The sequence below is a fragment of the Cellvibrio sp. UBA7661 genome, from assembly GCA_002483365.1.
Taxonomy (GTDB): Bacteria; Pseudomonadota; Gammaproteobacteria; order Pseudomonadales; family Cellvibrionaceae; genus Cellvibrio.
In genome coordinates this window covers 127,990-147,541 of record DLHT01000006.1, presented here as the reverse complement: position 1 = coordinate 147,541, position 19,552 = coordinate 127,990, and the positions used below count along the sequence as shown (strand labels likewise).

Genomic DNA, 19,552 nt, shown 5'->3' with positions numbered 1-19,552 from the left:
ATAAAAAGGAAAATTTTATGCAAAAAATAGGTTTTATCATTGTTTCTTTAGTGCTTTCTTCATGCGCAACACCACCGAAAGATATAGCGCCACCTGTTGTAATGGATACTTGGGTGGCGAATATTAATGTGGATGAATTTACCGATAAAAAAACTTGTACTATTTCTCTGAAGGATGTGGGCACTGAAGATGCCTTTGCGTTAATTCATCGTCAGTACGTTCCCTATGTTGAAGTAGTCGATGGTGATTTGCATGTGGGTATAAAAAGTGACGACAGTAAATCGCCTTTCGCAGTAGGTGATGTACAGCTTCGAATCGATAAAAACCCTATGTGGAATATCAATACGAGTGAGACACCACTTGGCGATTACGATACCAGCGAATTGCGTGATGTTGAGATTGGCATGGAGGGAATGCCTGAAGAGAGTTTGGCAATGGCTAGATCTATTCGTAAAAAAGCACTGGAATCGATATTGCGATCAGAATCTACTTTTACAGCGACCTCTGGCAATAAAGCACTCTCGATTGTGCGACAAATGTATCTCGGGGATAAACTCCGGTTTCGTGTGCCAAGAGGTGGTAATTCAGAGATGTTTTCTTCTGTGCATGCTCTAGGTGCCTCATTTAAAGTGGCTGCCGATAAATGCAATATCAAGTTATAACGTGCATTGATAACGAGAAGTTGTGCACGTTTTATTTTTACCGGCTTAATCTGGTCAGTTTCCATTAATGTTGAGCTGGTAAAAACCTGCTATCCATTAAAAATCCTATTGTGTTTGCTGTCTGAATGCTGATGTTATTCATGCAAACGATGTGGGATTTTTTTAAATCAATAAACTCCAAGGCGCAGTAATAGATGATCTCATCTGATTTGCAAGCATTTCGCGCGCGCATTTTACATTTTACGTCGGCACCGGATATTCACACCGGTGCAGGTGTTGAATATTTTGATGATGGTGTGTTGTTGGTTGAGCGCGGTTGTGTAAAAGCACTTGGTCGCGCAGAGGATCTTGCGCGGCAAGGGTTGGATTTACAATCCTGCCGACACTACCCTGAGTACGTGTTGATGCCAGGGTTTATTGATACGCATGTTCACTATCCGCAAACGCGGGTTATTGCATCCTATGGTGAGCAATTACTGGATTGGCTAAACGATTACACCTTTCCTGCTGAAATGCAGTTTTCTGATCCTGATGTTGCAGCGCAAGCCGCGCAAGAATTTTTACAATTGCTGCTTCAAAACGGCACTACCACAGCAATGGTTTATACCAGTGTATTTGCGCAATCGACCCATGCGTTTTTTTCTGCCGCCGAAAAAATGAATTTGCGGATGATTGCCGGCAAGGTGATGATGGATCGCAACGCTCCTGCAGGGCTGCTTGATACGCCTTCAAGCAGTGAAGCGGAATGCCGTGAATTAATTGAAGCATGGCATCAGCACAAGCGGCTGCATTATGCGATTACACCGCGCTTTGCGCCCACCAGTTCTCCTGAACAATTGGCAATTGCAGGGCAGCTTCTACGTGCCTACCCTAATTTATATTTGCAATCGCATCTCGCAGAAAATATTGATGAGGTTGCCTGGATAACACAACTTTTTCCACGCGCACGCAATTACGTTGATGTATATGACCACTATGGATTGCTAGGGGAGCGCAGTGTATTCGGTCATGGAATACATTTAAGTGATGCTGAAATTGCGCGACTTGCACATACCCAAACGGGCATTGCATTTTGTCCCACTTCAAATTTATTTCTTGGTAGTGGTTTATTGGATATGGCACGGCTGGAGCAGGCGGGTGTGCCACTCAGTATTGCGACCGATGTTGGCGGCGGCACCAGTTTTTCACAATTGCGTACACTCTCGGAGGCGTACAAAATTTTGCAGTTGCAAGGGCAGCGTTTGCATCCACTGAAAGGCTTTTATATGGCGACGCTTGGCAATGCCAAAGCATTGAAGCTGGATCAGCGGATTGGCAATTTTGAAAAAGGTAAAGAAGCTGATTTTATTCTGCTGAATATGAAGGCCACACCATTGCAGGCCATGCGCCAGCAATCGGCAACACAATTGATCGAACAATTATTCGCATTGATGATGCTGGGTGATGAGCACAGTATTGCGCGCACCTACATCATGGGCAAATTGGCTTTTCGTCGCGCCGAAGGCGATGTGTTGTGGGTGGAATAATTTTCCGCCTTGATAAATGATTTCGCCCTGCATTTTCTTTCTTCCCATTTGTATAGGTAATGTGTAAACCATTCTGTATCGCGCTAGTGATGGCATCGGTATATAGTGTGCGCTTGCCATTATTCAGGGGAGAATGTCGTGCAGCTGTTTGCTTACAACCCAATTGGGCAGCCGGATGAATTACTGGTGTGGGTAGGTGTGCTGGATATTGCTACACCACCGGAGGTTACATTCACCATCGGCGCCGAAACGATAAAACCATTGCCGGGGTGCACAGCATTTGAGCCCTTGGGCGATGGCGTGTGCGATAAGCTGGGGCGCGCGTTAAATCATCGCGCGATTTTCCGATTGCCCTGGCCCGCGACCGATACGCGTTTTACACTTCATGTATCTGCAGGCAACCAAACGGTGAGCCTGAGTAGTAGGCGTATTCCTGCACAATTGCCATCAAAAGGGCGCGACAGTTTTAATCTGTTGTTGTCATCTTGTTATTACCAACCGAATGACAAATCCTTACCGCTTTCGCGATTGATCGACAATATAAAACCATCGCCTGATTTCACGTTATTGGCAGGCGATCAGGTCTATCTGGATTTACCTTCATCGCAAAACTTGCCGCAAAAAAAACATGAACTGGCGCGCGTGTTGGGCAAGAAATACCAAACCAATTGGTTTTCTGCGCATCTGCAGCAGCCTGGTCTTGCGGATGTGTTGCGTCATGGCCCGGTGTTATGTGTGCCGGATGATCATGAATATTGGAATAATTTTCCGCTGTCCCAGGTTCAGTTGAATAACACCCATTGGGAAAAGGATCGCAACAACTGGCGCGATCTGGCCAAGCAATTGTATGAGCGCTATCAAATGTCGCCTGCACAGTGCGATGGTTATTTCCGTCAGGACATTGCGCCGTTAAGCATGTTATTTCTTGATGGGCGCACCTGGCGCGATGAAACAGGTGTGCAAATGTTTAACGATGCCACCCACATTGCGATAGACCAATGGGCGCAGGATTTAATTGCGCGCAAAAAAAATAATTTACCGGCAGTGGGGTTGTTGAGTTCAGGACAAGCGCTGCTGATTGAAAAGCCGGGGCGCTGGTCGCGCAAATTGGCCGACATGGAAATGCCCAATTACAACGACTTTGCCGTGCTGACCAGCGCCTTGGCCAGATTATTTGCGTTGGATATTCCCATGCTTTATGTCACCGGCGATGTACATTGGGGGCGTATTGTGGAAGGTAAAAATCCGCGCGGCAAAACGATTTTTTATGAAGTGATTGCATCGCCATCGCGCTTGATTGATACGGTCATCACCGACCAAATTAATTGGGCCAAAGAAATGTGGCGCGATGCAAAAGGTAAAGGCAAAGATTTTCCGTTGCATCCGGAAGCGCCACCTCATCTGTCCGATATCAAGCTCGCTAATCTTGCTTTATCCAGTGTGCATCGGCAGCAGGGCGATCATGTTGCCTTGCTGCGGTTTCATGCAATACCGGGCGGGTTGGAGTTTAGTGTGGATTATATTTGTACCGACGCGGATGAAAAAAAGCGCCGGGAACATTCATCCACACAGGGGCCATTTAAATTGTTGAGTCTGTAAATTCACAGTACTGAATCTGTAAACACACATAAGCCTGTCAATTCGGCGTTCATAATATTGAGGAAAGGATAATGATCAAACAAACACTCTCCATTCAGTCGTTCTCCCAGTCGTTTTCCCAAAGTGATGTGCAAAAACTGGATCGCGTCAATCGCGAGCCCAATCTGGAATGGTTGAAGCGCGCCTACCATAGTTTTGCATTGGAAAACCTGGCGGATTGGAGTTTTATTATATTGGCTGGCGGCAAAGATGTTGCGTCCTTCCGCATTCGCGTTGCGCAATCCCATTTGCGCGGCGATATGCTGCCATCGTTTTGGTCTGAGTGCGCATTTTTCAAAATCGAACAAGGCGATTTTTCTACGGCGAGTTTTTTTAATTTGCCGTTATTCCAACCGGCAACCGCAAGTTATGCTCCCACTCGTAATGGATTGATTGAGTTGCCCTTGAAACAATTGCCCACACAAAAAGATTATCCCAACCTCGCCTTGCTTGCGATTCCTGTCGCACAAGAAAAAATTGTGGCTTCATTGGATGAATACCGTAAGTCGCGCGTGAGTTACGATGCGGTAGAAAACATTCTGCCGTGGCTTGCTTTTGTGTGGGGTGCGGGAAACGCAGTAAATCCTTTGATGCAGCACAATGGTTTTCCTTCGGCGATGATGCTCAACCAAATTTATGCTGCCAATGGTTTTGATCTGGCGCCCGGTGTGAATGCCAATTTATCTGCGCCGGAAACATTTTGGAGTGGGGTAAAACACTGGCAAGATTATTACAGCAAAACCCAGGAGAATGGTTTGCTGCCCAAAGCGCGCTATGTGCTTGGGCATATGTATGACATTGATGAAAACTAATAAGGTTCATCCTGCGCCGTTAATTGCAACTCAAGCCGGTTGTTTATTTGTGCCAACCGGTTCCATTCGCCGGCATTCACACTGGGAATGCGTTCGGGGTATGGCTCAGCTCCCGGTGCAGCAGTGATGGCAATCTGTACATTGGAATTCACATTGCGCGTCAGGTTACCCAACATCATAGTGGCTTCGCGCGCGTAATCATCCATTAACCGCGCAAGCGTATAAATCTCACTGGAGAGCATGCAGTCGCCAAGGGTTTTATTGGCGGCTGCCAATTGCGCCAGCCCCATGTTATCTACTGCAACACAAAAATCCCCCACGTAAATATTCACTGTCGCCGTTCCTTTAAAACCTTTGCTTGCCAGGCGATGCAACAGCTCATGCAGGCGCAATAATGGTTGCGGGTCGATAGTATTTTGATGAAATTGCAACGCTGCGTTTTGATTAAATGTCCACGCCAGTTCATCAATTAATTTGCGCTGGCTGATGAGTGACGATGAACCTGTTGGTGTTGTGGATACTGGTGTTACTGCTGCTGTTGCAGGCGGTGTGATATTTACCTGTGCGGTATTTGCTGAAGTAACGTCTGTCGCGATAACTGCTGTGTTTGTATCCGGTTTTGCGCTGACTTGATTCTTTAAATTCAGCAGTTGTTGGCTGATCTGTTGTTGCTGCTGTTGGGTGTTATTGAGTTGGGTAGTGATGTGCACTAACAGATAAACCATTGCCACTAACGCCGCCAGCACAAACACAATACCGATGAAAGACAGGCCGGATTTTTGTTGAGTAACTGCTTGCGGTTGTTCGGTGAGTGCCGCGTTCGGAGTTGTTGCCGCTGGTTGCTGTTGCAACATAGTGCTGAATTCCTGCCGCAAGCTTTGGCGCAGCCCCTGAAGCTCGCGCACCACCCGTGAAGTAATAAAGCGGCGATTATCTTCAAGGCTGTGCTCCATATGGCTCAAGCGCAATTCCAGATTGCGCGCTTGCTCAACCGATGCTGTGCGTCGCTCGGGTTGTGCTGCTGGCTTATCGGCCAGCGCGCCTGCCATTGCCGAGACCTGATTCGCCGCGGCAATGAGTTCAGGGCTTTCTATCGGATTATTGGCTAGCGGTTGCGATGGATAAATATGAATAGTTTCCATCACTTTGGATAAATCAGTCGCATTGATCCGCTCTTTGTTGACCACATCCAATGCGCCCAGTGCGCGCGCTTGGCCGGTGTACACATCGCCACTTTTGGAGGTGTACATAATGACCGGAATCATGGCTGTTTCAGGGTTGGATTTAATAATTTGCAGCGCGCGGAAACCGTCAATGCCGGGCATCAGGTGATCCATAAAAATAACCGCGGGCGCATGGCGGGAGAGATAGCGCAGCGCGGCCTCTCCTGAATCGACAATATCGATATCCAGCGGATAGCGGCGCAACATTTTTTTCAATCGATATTGAGCCGTGGTGGAGTCATCCACAATCAGTGCGCGTTTGATGGTCATGGCAGTAATCCCCGCGATAAAGCATGGGTGGTGATGAATCGATGGTGTTATCGATGATGATTATTTGCGCAAGACTAACAGAAAAACGGAATGTGAATGACTATTCAAATCACAAGATGCAGATGCGTTATCGGCAGCTAATTATCCCTGCGGCCAAACAATTATTGATAACGGCTGAGGAATAGGATAACCGCCACAATCCAACCGCTCAGCGCAAGTATTTTCCAGAGGGTATCGGGGTGTGTTTCGATTAACGGCTGCGCGCGTTGGCTGAGCCAGTTGGGGTTGGGGCGTTTTAAATCTTGCAGCCATTCACTGAGTGCTTCATAGCGGTGGGCGGGATTAATGCTTAGTGCTTTTTCCAGGGCTTTATCCAGCCAGTAGGGCACCAGCGGATTGTGTTTCATCGCCGAAATATATTTCAATTTGTGGAAACTTTTGGCATCCATCGCTTTGCTGTAGGCGCTGCCATAGGGCAATTTTCCGGTGAGCATTTCATAGAGCAAAACCGCTAGCGAAAATTGGTCAGACGCTGCGCTGGCGCTTGCACCATAGCGATATTCCGGTGCGGAGTAATCCAATGTGCCGAGAATATTATCGCGCGTAAACGGTGCCCCGGCTTCCTGTACGCCTGCCACCCAGCAGGAACCAAAATCGACAATCATCGGGCCTTTACTGCTGATCACAATATTGTCCGGCTTTATATCCTGATGCAGTGTTTCTTTGCGATGAAATGCGCGTATGCCACGAATCAAACCTTCGGTCAGTTCCACTGCATCCAGAATCGATAAAACACCGCGCTCCTTGAGTAATTGGGTGAGTGTCGGGCCGGGAATATATTCGGTGAGGTAATACAAACACGAGCGCGATTCCGCAGCGGGGATCACACGCACAACGGCGGGGCTATGAATGCGTGCGCCTATCCAGGCTTCCATCACAAAGCGTTCGATATAGGCTTTGTCATCCTGATACAACTCCGACGGCGTTTTCATCACCAGTAAATTATGCTGGCCATCTTCAACAAGATAAACCTGGCTGCGCGTTGACTCATGCAGGATTTTTTTAATGCATAAACCATCAATACTTTGGCCGGGTGATAGCACCGGTGGAAATGGCAAGCGCGATAGCACCTGCACTGCATCGTCTTGCGCTGCAGTGCCCAGATTTTCTATGCGCAGCGCCTGGATACTTAAATTGTCATTGCTATTGTGTTGCAGCGCGAGTGGCAATGCCTGATTCACCAGCTCATCCAAATTGTCGCGATGGTTCAGGATCAGCGCTTTAAATTCTGCCGTGGGTATTGCCTCGTGTATTCCGTCGCTGGTCAAAATAAAAATATCATCGCGCTGTAATTCCAGGCTGTGCATATCCACTTCCAAATAAGGGTCTGCGCCCATGGCGCGGCTTAAATGAGTGGTGTGTTTGTCGATGCGCTGGGTGTGATCGCGGGTAAGTAATTCGAGCGTGTTATCACGCAGGCGATAAACGCGGGTATCGCCCACATGAAAAATAAATCCGCTATCGCCTTTTAAAATGAGCGATGAAAAAGTAGTGAGATAGCCTTCGCCGTAAATAGAATTTTGGCTGCGCCCCCACAGGCTGGCATTCAAACTTTGGATAACGCGCATCGCTGATTGTTGCGTGCGCCAGGTGTCGGGTGTTGCGTAATAATCACTCAGGAAACCGGCAATTGCAGTTTGGCTTGCCTCGCGCGCTGCGTTACTGCTGCTCACGCCATCGGCAATCGCAATGGCGATGCCTTTGGTGGTGAGCAAATTGCCCTCGGGAATGCGCGCGCCGACCGTATCCTGATTTTCCGGTTTACGGCCAGCTTCACTTTTTTGCGCAAAACGGATGTGCAGTGTTGATTGCAGGTGATCCATATGATTTTCTATTTTAGAAAAAGAAATTGCCGACAGCATAGCGGTCAGCAATTTATTTGTCGTCATTCCCGCACGCGGGTATGACGACTCCAGCAATAATTAACTCACTTCAATTTTATGCAGCGAGCCGTCTTCATTGACTTCAACCACATGGCCTTTTGGTTCCTTCAGGAATTGCACAAATACCAAACCAATGGCCGCTGTGCCAGCGAGCATAAAGAAAAATGTTTGGATATCGATAAACGTATTCATGGTTAAAAAGAACAATGCGCCCACATTGCCGTAAGCACCGGTAAGGCCAGCGATTTGTCCGGTCATGCGGCGTTTAATGAGCGGCACAACCGCAAACACTGCACCGCAACCCGCTTGCACAAACAGCGAACAAATAAATACGGCAGCGAACGCAAGGTATAAAGGCCAGCTGGCGTTGATTTGTGCGAGCAGCAAATAACCGGCGGTAACACCGGCCAGAATAATAGTCATACTGAAGCGACGGCCACATTTATCGCTCACCCAACCGCCACCGGGGCGGGCCACTAAATTCATAAACGCGAAGGAACCGCCCAGCATGGCCGCTTGGGTTACGCTTAATCCGGCGAAGGTTGTCATAAAAAATGCGGGTAATACAGAGACAACGGCAATTTCAGAACCGAAGGTGGCGAGATAAGCCCAGCTTAAAATAGCCACTTGTTTGAATTCATATTTGTCGTGCTCTGCCACGCTGCCTTTTTGCAACATCTCTTTGTTGACGCGATAAATTTGTGAAAACTGGAATACAAACAGCGCGAATAAAATCACGTAGAGCGCATAGGTGGTGCCGTAACCGAGCAAGCCCAAATTGGTCGGTGACATTTTCCATGCGAGCACCGCGAGAATTAAATACATAGGCACGTTCATCATCACGTAGAAAATAAAATCTTTTCTGTTGCTGACTTCCAAACCGCCAGATTTTTTCGGTTTGAAATACGTAGAGCCTTTGGGCGTGTTGCGCACGGTGAGATAAAACGCCACACCGTAAATCATTGCGATAATTGCCGCGGTGCCCATCGCGTAACGCCAGCCGTCATCGCCGCCGAATACGTGAATCGCTAAAAATGGCAAGGTAAAACCCGCGGCCGCTGCGCCAAAGTTACCCCAGCCGCCGTAAATGCCTTCTGCCAAACCGACTTGGCGCGCCGGGAACCATTCACTCACCAGGCGAATACCAATCACAAAGCCCGCGCCTACAAATCCTAATAAAAAACGAAACAGTGCAAGTTGTTCGTAGGTTTGTGCACTGGCAAATGCAATCAGGATCGCGCCGGAAAAAATCAGTAATGCAGAATAAATTGCTCGCGGGCCAAATTTATCCACCAAACTGCCCACCACAATACGCGCAGGAATAGTGAGCGCCACGTTGAGTGTCAGAAGCGCAGCCCATTGTTGCGGTGTCATCACAATAGACGCGGTAATCAGTGGTTTAAGCGAAGGCAAACTAAACCACATCACAAAGGAAAGAAAAAACGCGAACCAGGTGAAGTGCAGGGTCGCAACAGATTTATTGGAAAAATCCAACAGGTTTAAACGATGAGTGCTCATGGAAAATCGTCCAGTCAATTAACGACAGCGTGGTAGATGCGCAGCGATTCCTGTTTTGGTGCAGGGTATTCTCGCTGCGTATGATTGGCTCTTTTGCAACGCGTATGCCAAGGCGTAAATAGTGCGTATCAGGTAGGGTTTGTGTTGGTTTTGTGCATTTATGGTGCTTCTGACGCGGATGTTGATGTTCCAAATAAATGCTTGATGCTGTCATTTTGTTAGATGTTGGTGCGTTTTGTTTTGCCAAATGGAATCCTGATTGCGCAAAGTTATGCAAATCTGTTTCCTTGGTCTTTTAAAAATCGCCTTCATGAACGCTCGGGGAAGGTTGTTGGTATATGATGCGACCGAGCAAACAAGGCAAAATCAAATAGGGAAAGAGAAAAGAGGGTTAAGCCCCGGCTGCCGAATGTTGATACAAATGGCCTTTATCGGCTCATATATGTATTGATCACTACACTAATACAAGACTACTGCTGCCCACTGAGTTGTTATTCCACAATAATGATTACGAGGTCGTAATGAAAAAATTGAACATGGGTGCCCTCACAGGCGCATTACTTGTGGCGGTTGCCGCTGCCCCTCTGGCCTACGCCCAAACAACCGATTATGTTGCGGATAATGTATTCACCCAGGGCATTGAAGGCCCAGCGGTAGATGCGCACGGCAATTTGTACGCGGTGAGTTTTGGTAAAGATGGCACCATCGGCATTGTCGATAAAAAAGATAACGCGCAATTGTTTGTGGCCTTGCCGGAAGGCAGCACCGGCAACGGTATTCGTTTTGATCGCGACGGATTTATGTATGTGGCGGATTACACCGGTCACAATGTGTTGAAAATCGACCCTAAAACCAAAGCGATTTCTGTGCACGCCCACAGCGATAAAATGAATCAGCCCAATGATATTGCCATCGCAAAATCCGGCGTGATTTACGCGAGCGATCCAAAGTGGGCAGACAACACCGGCAACTTATGGAAAGTCGCCACCGATGGCACAGTCACCTTGCTGGAAGCCAATATGGGCACTACCAACGGCGTGGAAGTCAGCACCGATGAAAAACATTTGTACGTTAACGAAAGCGTGCAGCGCAATGTGTGGAAATACGATATCGATACCAAAACCGGCGATGTCAAAAATAAACGCTTGTTAATTCAATTCCCCGACCACGGTTTGGATGGCATGCGTTGCGATGAAGATGGCAATTTGTATATTGCGCGCTATGCCGCGGGTGAAGTCACGGTGGTATCGCCGCACGGCACAGTGATCGAACGCATTAAATTAAAAGGCCAAAAACCCACCAATGTTGCTTTTGGTGGGGCTGATGGCAAAACCGTTTATGTGACTTTGCAAGAGCGCGGCGCGATTGAAACCTTCCGCACTGAACGCGCTGGGCGCGAATGGTTGCTTTTGCAAAAATAAAATCAAGAACTGCAAAAATAAAAACTAATAGCGTTCACACCGTTAGTGTTTTAAAAAAGCCCGCATTGTCTGCGGGCTTTTTTATGCTTTGCATTCGCGGATGCTAGGCCACATTGCGCTTTAACGCGCGCATGCGGTTATGGCATTCCTGCATGGATACGAGGATGTAATTCAGTGCGACATTGAAATCGACAGAGGCGACTTCCTGTTGCGCTTTTTTAATGTATTCCAGTGTGCGGTCTTCCAGTTCTTCCAATTGCACAATATAGGTTTTGGATTTGTTGGATTTAATTTTAGCAAGCAGGTCAGCGTAGGTTTTACGCAGTGAGCCTTCGATGGTGTTGCCTTCTTCTACATCGCCTTCGCGGGCGTAGAGCAGAGGTTGCAAACGCACGAGCGCATTTTGGCGCACATCAATCATTTCCTGAAAGACAGATTCATAACCAGAACCCTTGAGTTCAATTTTGGCGTCCGTATAAAAATTAACGCCATCGTTCAACACTTTAATCAGGTCGCGAATTGCAGTAATTTCGTTGTTAGCCATGATGGTTCTCCATTATCAATGCGATGGTTAATGGATTATGTTTGGATAAACATAACGTCACAGTGATAGTTGCAGAATGTATGCCATGCACTTTAAGTGACTGAAAAACAGAGAATTCCATTATGTTAAGTGGTGGATATTTTGTAACTATTGCAAAAAAGCAAAACGTGTTTTTGAAAATTATTTTTGTGAGTCAATACACTTCAGCTCTATTTCTGAAATAAAAATCGCGCGCGCAATCATTTCAGTGCATAACAGATATGTATTTTTTTGGTGATATTTTTTTACCGATCAGTTTTTTATTAAGAGAATTTTTATTGATAGTGGTTTTATTGATGGGTTTTTTATTGGCAGGATTTGTATTGATAGTATTTTCAGAAAGCTGCCGCCGCTGAATCCCTGCGGCGGCGAATCCATTATTTCTTTCGCTTAACAGCCAAGGCTACCTGGCCCTGCTGTTGTTCCTAAAATATTCAGGAAACGGTTGAAGTCATTAATGCGGCTTTGCACCTGTGCAGGGTTGCCTCCGTTGCATTCCAGTGCGCCATTAATGGTGCGGATGGTTTCACCAAAACCATTGCCATTGACGATAGAGTCATGCGCAGGGCGGAAACCGGCACCGGCTTGTGTCATCCAGAACCACAGTGCGGTTTGCCATGCGACAGTTGCGTTTTGTTGTACCAGATCGGGGTTGGCGCGCAGGTCAAGCCCAAGCGCAGCGCCTGCGGCGCAATAGTTACCGTTCCAACTTAATTGGATGGGCCCGCGGCCATAGTATTTTTTGCCGGGTGCACATGGGCAGGTCGCGGGGTTGCCATCCCAGTCGCCACAGTAATCGCCTTGTGCAATTTCGGTCACATACACCAAGCCGCTGGTTTCGTGGGAGAAGTTTGCCAACGCCGCTGCCGCTTCGCGCTTTTTCATCGCCAGATCACCGGTGCCTGCAAAGGCGGGGTAGCTCGCTGTGGCTGCCACTAACCCTGCATAGGTGTAGAAGGGGTTGCGGTTGGGGAACATCTGGTTGAATTGTGCCTCGCTCACCACGGCACCAAATCCGCTTGCAGGGGGATTGGTAGTGGCAGTGCGGACAATCATGGATGACGCGCGATCATTGAAATTGCTGATGCAGCTGTTGTCGCCACGGATAGTGACCGAGGCACCGGTAAAGTCCCAGTTCTCATAGAGCACCGCCTCGTAGCCTGCGGCAACGCGGATGGAGGATATTTGGTCGTTGCGTGCTCCAAGCGAGTTCATCGCATTAACATCAAATGAGCCCGCATTAAAGCCTGCTGACCAGCCGCCATAGTTACAGTGCTCATAGGCGGTGACGAGGCCGGTGGTGCCGCCACCGCTGCCGACGACTTCAATCCAGTTAAAGTTCCAATTGGCGGTTTGGGCAAATACGCCCAGGTTGTAGGTGCCCGCGTTGATGTACACCGTGCGGCTGACGGTAGTCCAATTTTGCCAGCCGCCGGTATTGGGGATGGCAAAGTTGCCCAGCTGTATCGCTCCTGCGTTTAAATCGACCGATGCGGTTGCGCCGGATGGGCTCGCCACGCGCATACGGATGGTGTAGTTGCCGCTGGTGGGAATAGAAAGGTTGTTGTACACCAGCCATTCGGTTGCCGCTATCCAGCCGATGTTGTAGCCGCCGCCGGAATCGGTCGTCATCTCAATATCTACCGCGTCATTGCGGAAGGCTCCGCCACTGTTGCCTGCGGTGGTATCAAAAAAAGCGTTGTAATTTTCAGCTTGGTAAACCACTGCCTGGCTTGGAGCCGCAAGTGCGGCACACAGGAGCAGGGCGGGCGTGGCCAAAAGCGGTTTATGGCGTAGCCGGGTAATACAGCGAGGGAGACCGGAAAATAGGTTGATCATTGTTATTGTCCTCATTGGATGGGTGCGGTTAATCAGGCCCCCGTTGCGCCGGAGTCAGAGGGGTGATGGAGCCTGATGCCAGAATGCAGATACATGACCGGATGTGAGCGGTTGTTATTTTATGGTCGCTTGTGTTGGTGATCCGGCGTGTATCCGGCTGGGCAAAAATCACCGGTGCGGTGTACAGCCGTTTTTTGCCAGCGAGTTGATCATTAAACATGCGGCTGGGGATTGCCAGTCCCAGTTTGGCTTTGCCTTTAACTGCCACTTTGGTGCAAAGGTGCGACTTTTTTAAAAGGCATCAGCAACCAGGCGAAAGTGAAAACTCGAACTTTGATGACTTTTACCCGTGCTGCTGGTCTGGCGTTCGGGTTTTGGATAGATGTGACAGCGGTATCATTTTCTGTTGAGGGAAAAAGGCTGTGTTTTGTGCCATGGAATTTTCATGAAAGTGATGGAAAATCTGCCATTCTTGTAAATTATTTTCTTTTCATGGCGTTTTTTTAGTGGTAGCCTAGAAAAAATGATCGTTTTTTCTGCTTTTGTTACGAAAAAAACTATGCACAAAGAAAATAATTTACAAAAAGTGCTAATGGATCGGCTGCTTAGCCCAACCGGTAAGGGGTTGGGTGATGTCAGTTTGCAGCCATCGATAGCCGCCACTCCCCAATTAGGCTGGAACCTGCTTAAAGAGCAAGTGAGCCTGCCCGTCGCGGTGCTCAGCCAGACGCGCATCCAGCACAACCTGCGCTGGATGGAATCCTTTATTAGTACCTATGGGCTGAAACTCGCACCTCATGGCAAGACCACCATGAGCCCGGCACTCTTTCATCAGCAACTCGCCCATGGTGCATGGGGAATTACCCTGGCAACCGCGCCTCAGGTGCAGGCTGCGCATCACTTTGGCGTGCGCCGTGTGCTGATGGCCAACCAGTTGGTAGGGCGCGCCAATATGGCGATCATCTCCCGCTTGCTGCAAGACCCTGAATTTGAGTTTTTCGTGATTGTCGATTCCGCCGCTAACGTCGAGCAGCTTGGGCAATTTTTTGCGCAGTCCGGCCAGACATTGAATGTGCTGCTGGAGTTGGGTGTTGACGGTGGCCGTACGGGGGTGCGCGATCCTCAAACCCGCGACTCGGTATTAGACGCCATCGCCCGTTACCCGCAGTCGCTCGCGTTGCGGGGAATTGAAGTGTACGAGGGTGTGCTCAAAGACGAAGCTGCCATCCGCGATTTCCTGCGTCTGGCAGTGCGCGAGTTGATGACGCTGGAAGCGCACAGCCAATTGGCTGATGGTCAGATCATTCTCACTGGTGCCGGTTCCGCCTGGTTTGATCTGGTCGCTGAAGAGTGGACAGGTGTCACCCTTGGTCGCCCGCTCGACATCATCCTGCGCCCTGGCTGCTATCTCACCCACGATGTGGGTATCTACAAAGCCGCTGAAGCGCGTATCCACGCCAGCAACCCGGTTGCCCGCGCAATGCAAACCAGCCTGCTGCCTGCGCTGCAGTTGTGGGCTTATGTGCTTTCCATTCCTGAGCCCGGCCTTGCGATTCTTGGCCTTGGCAAGCGCGATGCCGCGTTTGATGCCGGCCTGCCTATTCCTGCTATGCACTTCCGGCCTCAAAACATGGGGCGTTCCGGAAGCGAAGCTCCTATTGCTGCCCCTGCCGATTGGCAACTCACGGCGATGATGGATCAACACGCGTTTATGAAGGTCTCGCCTGATGCTGACCTGCAAGTAGGCGATATGCTCGCGCTGGATATTTCCCACCCCTGCCTGACCTTTGATAAATGGCGGCAGCTGCTGGTGGTTGACGATCACTACACGGTAGTCGATGCCGTGGAAACGTTTTTTTAGGGCGCGCCATGGACGCTTTTTTCTCAACCTTGCTCACGCCCGGCCAATGGTTATTGGTGTACGCGGCCATCAGCATCATTGCGTTGATCTTGTTGATTGCACGCTACCGCCTCAATCCGTTTATCACGCTTACGTTGGTGTCGCTCGGTTTGGGGTTGATGGCGGGCATTCCGGCAAAAGATGTGGTGTTCGTCTATGAAGCTGGCGTGGGCAAAACCCTCGGCCACATTGCGTTAGTTGTTGCACTGGGCACCATGCTCGGAAAAATGATGGCGGAATCCGGCGGTGCCGAACAAATCGCGCGCACCATGATTCGTTTGTTTGGTGAAAAAAATGTGCACTGGGCGATGGTGTTTATCGCCTTCCTGGTTGGCTTCCCGATTTTTTTCGAAGTCGGTTTTGTGTTGTTAATTCCGATTGCTTTTAACGTGGCGCGTCGCACCGGCACCTCCATGTTGTTAGTCGGCTTGCCGATGGTGGCGGGTTTATCTGTCGTACACGGTTTGGTACCGCCACACCCGGCGGCGATGATTGCTGTTGGTGAATATCAGGCAAACGTCGGGCGCACGATTTTTTTTGCATTGATTGTGGGCATTCCCACGGCGATTATCGCCGGGCCCATTTTTGCAAAATGGATTGCGCCCAAAATCCAATTGCCTGCGCACAATCCACTTGAAGAGCAATTTATTCATGCCGATGCCGAGCGTCAGCTGCCCGGTTTTGGCATTACCTTATTCACCATCATGTTGCCGGTAGTGTTGATGTTGTTGGGCGGTTGGGCTGATCTGATTGCTGAACGCGGTACGCGCCTGAATGATTTCTTGTTGTTCATCGGCAACTCTGTTGTTGCGCTATTAATTGCAACCCTCGTGAGTTTTTACACACTCGGATTAGCACGCGGATTTAATCGCGATTCTATTTTGAAATTCAGTCACGACTGTTTGGCTCCCACCGCGGGGATCACGTTATTAGTGGGCGCGGGTGGTGGTTTAAATCGCATTTTGGTGGAAGCGGGTATCGCCAAAGAAATTGTGACCTTCTCATCGGATATGGCATTAACACCCTTGATGATGGGATGGCTAGTTGCTGCGTTAATGCGTATCGCCACCGGTTCAGCCACCGTTGCCATGAGCACCGCTGCGGGAATTGTTGCGCCAATCGCGCTTGCAGCGGGTTATCCGCATCCTGAATTGTTGGTGATTGCTACCGGTGCAGGCTCATTGATTTTGTCGCACGTAAATGACGGCGGCTTTTGGCTAATCAAAGAATATTTCAACATGACCGTTACCCAGACTTTAAAAACCTGGACGGTACTGGAAACCATAATCTCTTTTGTTGCGCTTGCATTTGTGTCGCTGCTCGCAGCCATGATGTAAGCGAATTGAACCTTTAAAAACAGGTTGTAAAACGATGACGGCTTTGTTCGATATTGTGTACCACATGCGCGCCAGCCGCGACCGCTTGTCTGCGACCGAGCAAAAAATTGCCGATGCAATTTTGGATGATATCGCATTCGCTGCCGCTGCCAGTATTGATCAGCTTGCGTTAAAAGCGGCGGTGAGCATCGCGACCATTTCGCGTTTTGCAAAGTCCGTAGGTTGTGAAGATATCCGCGATCTGAAATTAAAACTCGCACAAGCGAGCGCTGTCGGTACACGTTTTTTGGCGGAAGTGCCCTCGGTGGAAGAGAGTGCATTTTATTCGCAAATTTGCAGCGAAGTGGAATCAACACTGCGCGCTAATTTATCGCGTTTTGTAGAGGCAGATTTTCGCAATGCGGCGGCGTTATTAAACAGTGCGCGGTTGATTTATATCGGCGGTATGGGTGGCGGTTCCACCATGCTGTCGGAAGAAGTGCAGTTCCGTGTGGCGCGTTTGGGGTTGGCTGTAACGGCCTACCATGATCCGGTGTTGTTGCGCATGTTAGCGGCCACCCTGACGGAAAAAGATGTGCTGGTGTTGCTGTCGGTCACCGGTGTTACACCGGAATTGTTGGAAGTGGCAGATATCGCCCGCGAATACGGGGCGCAGGTGATTGTGTTCTCTGCACCGCAATCACCGCTGGCGAGTAAAGCCAGTATTTTTATTCCAATCGTGACTGAAGAAACCGATTTTATTTACAAGCCCTCGGCTTCGCGTTACGGCATGTTGTTGGCGATCGACATACTCGCTACTGAATTAGCGCTCGCGCGTAAAACCGAGAGTAAAGAATTATTGCGCCGCGTGAAATTTGCGTTGGATGAATACCGCGGCGGCGATAACCGTTTGCCATTAGGTGATTAATTACGAATTGTTATGGCCTGTTGTTTTTCACTATACACAGGTGCGAATAGATGCAAACAGGTGCAAACAGGTGTAAGTAGGGAGCAAGTGGGTGAATTTTGATTTAATTATTCGCAATGCGCAGATTATTGATGGCTCCGGTTTACCGGCCTATCGCGCAGACCTTGCGATAGTTGCAGGGCGCATTGCCGCGATCGGCGATCTTGACGGTGCACATGCTACTGCAATTCGCGATGCACAAGGACAGGTGTTAGCGCCGGGTTTTATTGATGTGCATACGCACGATGATTTGCAAGTGATTCACGCGCCCAACATGTTGCCCAAAATTTCGCAAGGCATTACCACAGTGGTGGTGGGAAATTGCGGCATCAGCGCAAGCCCTGTCACCTTGAAAGGAAGCTTGCCTGATCCGATGAATTTATTGGGTACACCAAACGATTTTTGTTATGCCGATTTTTCCAGTTACAAGCAAGCGGTTAATCGCGCGCAACCTGCGGTCAATGTTGCGGCGCTTGTCGGGCATACAGCGCTGCGTAACAACCACATGGACCGCCTTGATCGTGAAGCAACGCGCGACGAAATTGAATTGATGCGTGTGCAATTGCGTGAAGCGCTTAAGCAAGGTGCGTTGGGTTTGTCGTCGGGTCTGGCCTATGCGTCGGCTTATGCCAGTACAACGCAAGAAGTGAAATTATTGGCTGAAGTGCTGAATGAAACCGGTGCAGTTTATACCACGCATTTGCGCACGGAATTTAACGAAATTATTGCTGCACTGGATGAGGCATTTGATATTGCCGACCATGCCAAAGCGCCGGTCATTGTGTCGCATTTAAAGTGCGCTGGTGCGGGTAATTGGGGGCGCAGTGGTGAAATATTGAAGCACCTGGAAAGTGCAGCTGAGCATCATCCGGTAGGTTGCGATTGTTATCCTTACAGCGCGAGTTCATCGACGTTGGATTTGCAACAGGTCACCAGTGATTTCGATATCGTGATTACCTGGAGTACGCCGCATCCTGAGCAGGGTGGAAAAAAATTAGCCGAGATCGCCAATGAATGGGATGTGAGTTTGTTGGACGCTGCAAAAAAATTGCAGCCGGCTGGCGCTGTGTATCACGGCATGAATGAACAGGATGTGCAAAAAATTCTCGCGCATCCGTTAACTATGGTTGGGTCCGATGGTCTGCCCGTTGATCCGTTGCCTCATCCACGTTTGTGGGGTGCATTCCCGCGTGTGTTGGGGCATTACAGCCGCGATTTGAAGTTGTTCAGTTTGCCTGAAGCGGTGCGCAAAATGACGCGTATGTCGGCTGATCGTTTTGGGTTGGATGATCGCGGCCGCATCGAAGTCGGCGCAGCGGCAGATGTGGTGTTGTTTGATGCGGAAAAAGTACGCGATGCCGCCACCTTTACCAATCCACAGCAATTGGCCGAGGGTATCAATGCTGTGTGGGTGAATGGTGTATTGACCTACTCGCAACAACATTTAACAGGCAATCGCGCTGGAAAGTTTTTGGAACGCCAGCGTGATTTACGGATTGGGTTTTATTAAAGAGATTTTTTTATGACAGATATAAAACGTTATGGCGTTGAAGGTGGAAAGGGAACTGGCGGGCAGCATTTGCCATTCGCTCGTGCAGCAGGCGCAGATGGTTGGTTATTTGTGTCAGGGCAAGTGCCCATGGTGAATGGTGAAATTATCGATGGCGGCATTGTTGCTCAATCACACCAAACCATTAAAAACGTATTGGCTATTTTGGCCGAAGCAGGTTACGGCCCTGAGCATGTGGTGCGTTGCGGTGTGTGGCTGGATGACCCGCGTGATTTTATGTCATTCAACCGTGTATTCATGGAATATTTCGGTGCTAATCCACCTGCGCGTGCTTGTGTTGTATCGAGCATGGTGGTGGATTGTAAAGTTGAAGTAGATTGCGTGGCTTATAAAAAACCATAAACCACGAATGTAGATAAAACCG

The 19,552-nt window shown here is 49.1% G+C and carries 16 protein-coding genes; 11 read left to right on the top strand and 5 right to left on the bottom strand.

The features are described 5' to 3' along the window. Window positions 1-17 precede the first annotated feature (17 nt). The 4 genes from B2739_RS04775 to B2739_RS04760 all read left to right on the top strand — a co-directional run bounded on the left by B2739_RS04775 (window position 18) and on the right by B2739_RS04760 (window position 4,638). Complete coding sequence (locus B2739_RS04775; RefSeq protein ID WP_331344728.1) at window positions 18-662, top strand: hypothetical protein; 645 nt, start codon at window positions 18-20, stop codon at window positions 660-662. A 194-nt stretch (window positions 663-856) separates the two neighbouring features. Beyond that, window positions 857-2,188: a guanine deaminase gene (gene guaD, locus B2739_RS04770; RefSeq protein ID WP_331344727.1), complete on the top strand. Its 1,332-nt coding sequence runs from the start codon at window positions 857-859 to the stop codon at window positions 2,186-2,188. Between the two features lie 138 nt (window positions 2,189-2,326). Next, complete coding sequence (locus B2739_RS04765; protein WP_331344726.1) at window positions 2,327-3,787, top strand: alkaline phosphatase D family protein; 1,461 nt, start codon at window positions 2,327-2,329, stop codon at window positions 3,785-3,787. Window positions 3,788-3,858: 71 nt separating this feature from the next. Next, window positions 3,859-4,638, top strand: a complete 780-nt coding sequence (locus B2739_RS04760) for a hypothetical protein (RefSeq protein WP_331344725.1) — start codon at window positions 3,859-3,861, stop codon at window positions 4,636-4,638. Here B2739_RS04760 and B2739_RS04755 read toward each other — a convergent pair. The 3 genes from B2739_RS04755 to B2739_RS04745 form a co-directional block, all read right to left on the bottom strand. Continuing rightward, complete coding sequence (locus B2739_RS04755) at window positions 4,635-6,131, bottom strand: response regulator (RefSeq protein ID WP_331344724.1); 1,497 nt, start codon at window positions 6,129-6,131, stop codon at window positions 4,635-4,637. The genes B2739_RS04760 and B2739_RS04755 overlap by 4 nt on opposite strands. Window positions 6,132-6,292: 161 nt before the next feature. Further along, a complete protein-coding gene (locus B2739_RS04750; protein WP_331345124.1) occupies window positions 6,293-8,014 on the bottom strand; it encodes a bifunctional protein-serine/threonine kinase/phosphatase in 1,722 nt (573 codons plus the stop codon). Between the two features lie 99 nt (window positions 8,015-8,113). Beyond that, on the bottom strand, window positions 8,114-9,592 hold the full coding sequence (locus B2739_RS04745; RefSeq protein ID WP_331344723.1) for an MFS transporter: 1,479 nt from the start codon (window positions 9,590-9,592) through the stop codon (window positions 8,114-8,116). A gap of 521 nt (window positions 9,593-10,113) precedes the next feature. Here B2739_RS04745 and B2739_RS04740 point away from each other — a divergent pair. Continuing rightward, on the top strand, window positions 10,114-11,013 hold the full coding sequence (locus B2739_RS04740) for an SMP-30/gluconolactonase/LRE family protein (RefSeq protein WP_331344722.1): 900 nt from the start codon (window positions 10,114-10,116) through the stop codon (window positions 11,011-11,013). Window positions 11,014-11,116: 103 nt separating this feature from the next. Here the strand turns inward: B2739_RS04740 and B2739_RS04735 are convergent, their stop codons facing one another. Both B2739_RS04735 and B2739_RS04730 read right to left on the bottom strand, forming a co-directional pair. Beyond that, on the bottom strand, window positions 11,117-11,557 hold the full coding sequence (locus tag B2739_RS04735) for a PA2169 family four-helix-bundle protein (RefSeq protein ID WP_331344721.1): 441 nt from the start codon (window positions 11,555-11,557) through the stop codon (window positions 11,117-11,119). Window positions 11,558-11,986: 429 nt separating this feature from the next. Continuing rightward, window positions 11,987-13,435 (bottom strand): glycoside hydrolase family 19 protein, encoded by a 1,449-nt coding sequence (locus B2739_RS04730; RefSeq protein ID WP_331344720.1) that lies wholly within the window; start codon window positions 13,433-13,435, stop codon window positions 11,987-11,989. A gap of 336 nt (window positions 13,436-13,771) precedes the next feature. Between B2739_RS04730 and B2739_RS04725 the strand changes: the two genes are divergently transcribed. The 6 genes from B2739_RS04725 (at window position 13,772) to B2739_RS04700 (ending at window position 19,530) form a co-directional block, all read left to right on the top strand. Then, window positions 13,772-13,942 (top strand): hypothetical protein, encoded by a 171-nt coding sequence (locus B2739_RS04725; RefSeq protein WP_331344719.1) that lies wholly within the window; start codon window positions 13,772-13,774, stop codon window positions 13,940-13,942. Window positions 13,943-13,994: 52 nt separating this feature from the next. After that, window positions 13,995-15,296, top strand: coding sequence for an amino acid deaminase (locus tag B2739_RS04720; protein ID WP_331344718.1), 1,302 nt, complete (start codon window positions 13,995-13,997; stop codon window positions 15,294-15,296). 8 nt (window positions 15,297-15,304) lie between these two features. Continuing rightward, on the top strand, window positions 15,305-16,672 hold the full coding sequence (locus tag B2739_RS04715) for a GntP family permease (RefSeq protein WP_331344717.1): 1,368 nt from the start codon (window positions 15,305-15,307) through the stop codon (window positions 16,670-16,672). A 34-nt stretch (window positions 16,673-16,706) separates the two neighbouring features. Further along, complete coding sequence (locus B2739_RS04710) at window positions 16,707-17,579, top strand: MurR/RpiR family transcriptional regulator (RefSeq protein WP_331344716.1); 873 nt, start codon at window positions 16,707-16,709, stop codon at window positions 17,577-17,579. 91 nt (window positions 17,580-17,670) lie between these two features. After that, window positions 17,671-19,128 carry a D-aminoacylase gene (locus tag B2739_RS04705; RefSeq protein WP_331344715.1) on the top strand — a complete coding sequence of 486 codons (1,458 nt, stop codon included), beginning with the start codon at window positions 17,671-17,673 and terminating at the stop codon, window positions 19,126-19,128. A 12-nt stretch (window positions 19,129-19,140) separates the two neighbouring features. Further along, a complete protein-coding gene (locus B2739_RS04700) occupies window positions 19,141-19,530 on the top strand; it encodes a RidA family protein (RefSeq protein ID WP_049631697.1) in 390 nt (129 codons plus the stop codon). Window positions 19,531-19,552 lie beyond the last annotated feature (22 nt).

Coding starts and splice junctions, on each gene's coding strand:
- B2739_RS04735 (WP_331344721.1), bottom strand. CDS start 11,557: ATGGCTAACAACGAAATTACTGCAATTCGCGACCTGATTAAAGTGTTG.
- B2739_RS04715 (WP_331344717.1), top strand. CDS start 15,305: ATGGACGCTTTTTTCTCAACCTTGCTCACGCCCGGCCAATGGTTATTG.
- B2739_RS04725 (WP_331344719.1), top strand. CDS start 13,772: ATGACTTTTACCCGTGCTGCTGGTCTGGCGTTCGGGTTTTGGATAGAT.
- B2739_RS04750 (WP_331345124.1), bottom strand. CDS start 8,014: ATGGATCACCTGCAATCAACACTGCACATCCGTTTTGCGCAAAAAAGT.
- B2739_RS04775 (WP_331344728.1), top strand. CDS start 18: ATGCAAAAAATAGGTTTTATCATTGTTTCTTTAGTGCTTTCTTCATGC.
- B2739_RS04710 (WP_331344716.1), top strand. CDS start 16,707: ATGACGGCTTTGTTCGATATTGTGTACCACATGCGCGCCAGCCGCGAC.
- B2739_RS04740 (WP_331344722.1), top strand. CDS start 10,114: ATGAAAAAATTGAACATGGGTGCCCTCACAGGCGCATTACTTGTGGCG.
- B2739_RS04745 (WP_331344723.1), bottom strand. CDS start 9,592: ATGAGCACTCATCGTTTAAACCTGTTGGATTTTTCCAATAAATCTGTT.
- guaD (WP_331344727.1), top strand. CDS start 857: ATGATCTCATCTGATTTGCAAGCATTTCGCGCGCGCATTTTACATTTT.
- B2739_RS04760 (WP_331344725.1), top strand. CDS start 3,859: ATGATCAAACAAACACTCTCCATTCAGTCGTTCTCCCAGTCGTTTTCC.
- B2739_RS04720 (WP_331344718.1), top strand. CDS start 13,995: ATGCACAAAGAAAATAATTTACAAAAAGTGCTAATGGATCGGCTGCTT.
- B2739_RS04700 (WP_049631697.1), top strand. CDS start 19,141: ATGACAGATATAAAACGTTATGGCGTTGAAGGTGGAAAGGGAACTGGC.
- B2739_RS04730 (WP_331344720.1), bottom strand. CDS start 13,435: ATGATCAACCTATTTTCCGGTCTCCCTCGCTGTATTACCCGGCTACGC.
- B2739_RS04755 (WP_331344724.1), bottom strand. CDS start 6,131: ATGACCATCAAACGCGCACTGATTGTGGATGACTCCACCACGGCTCAA.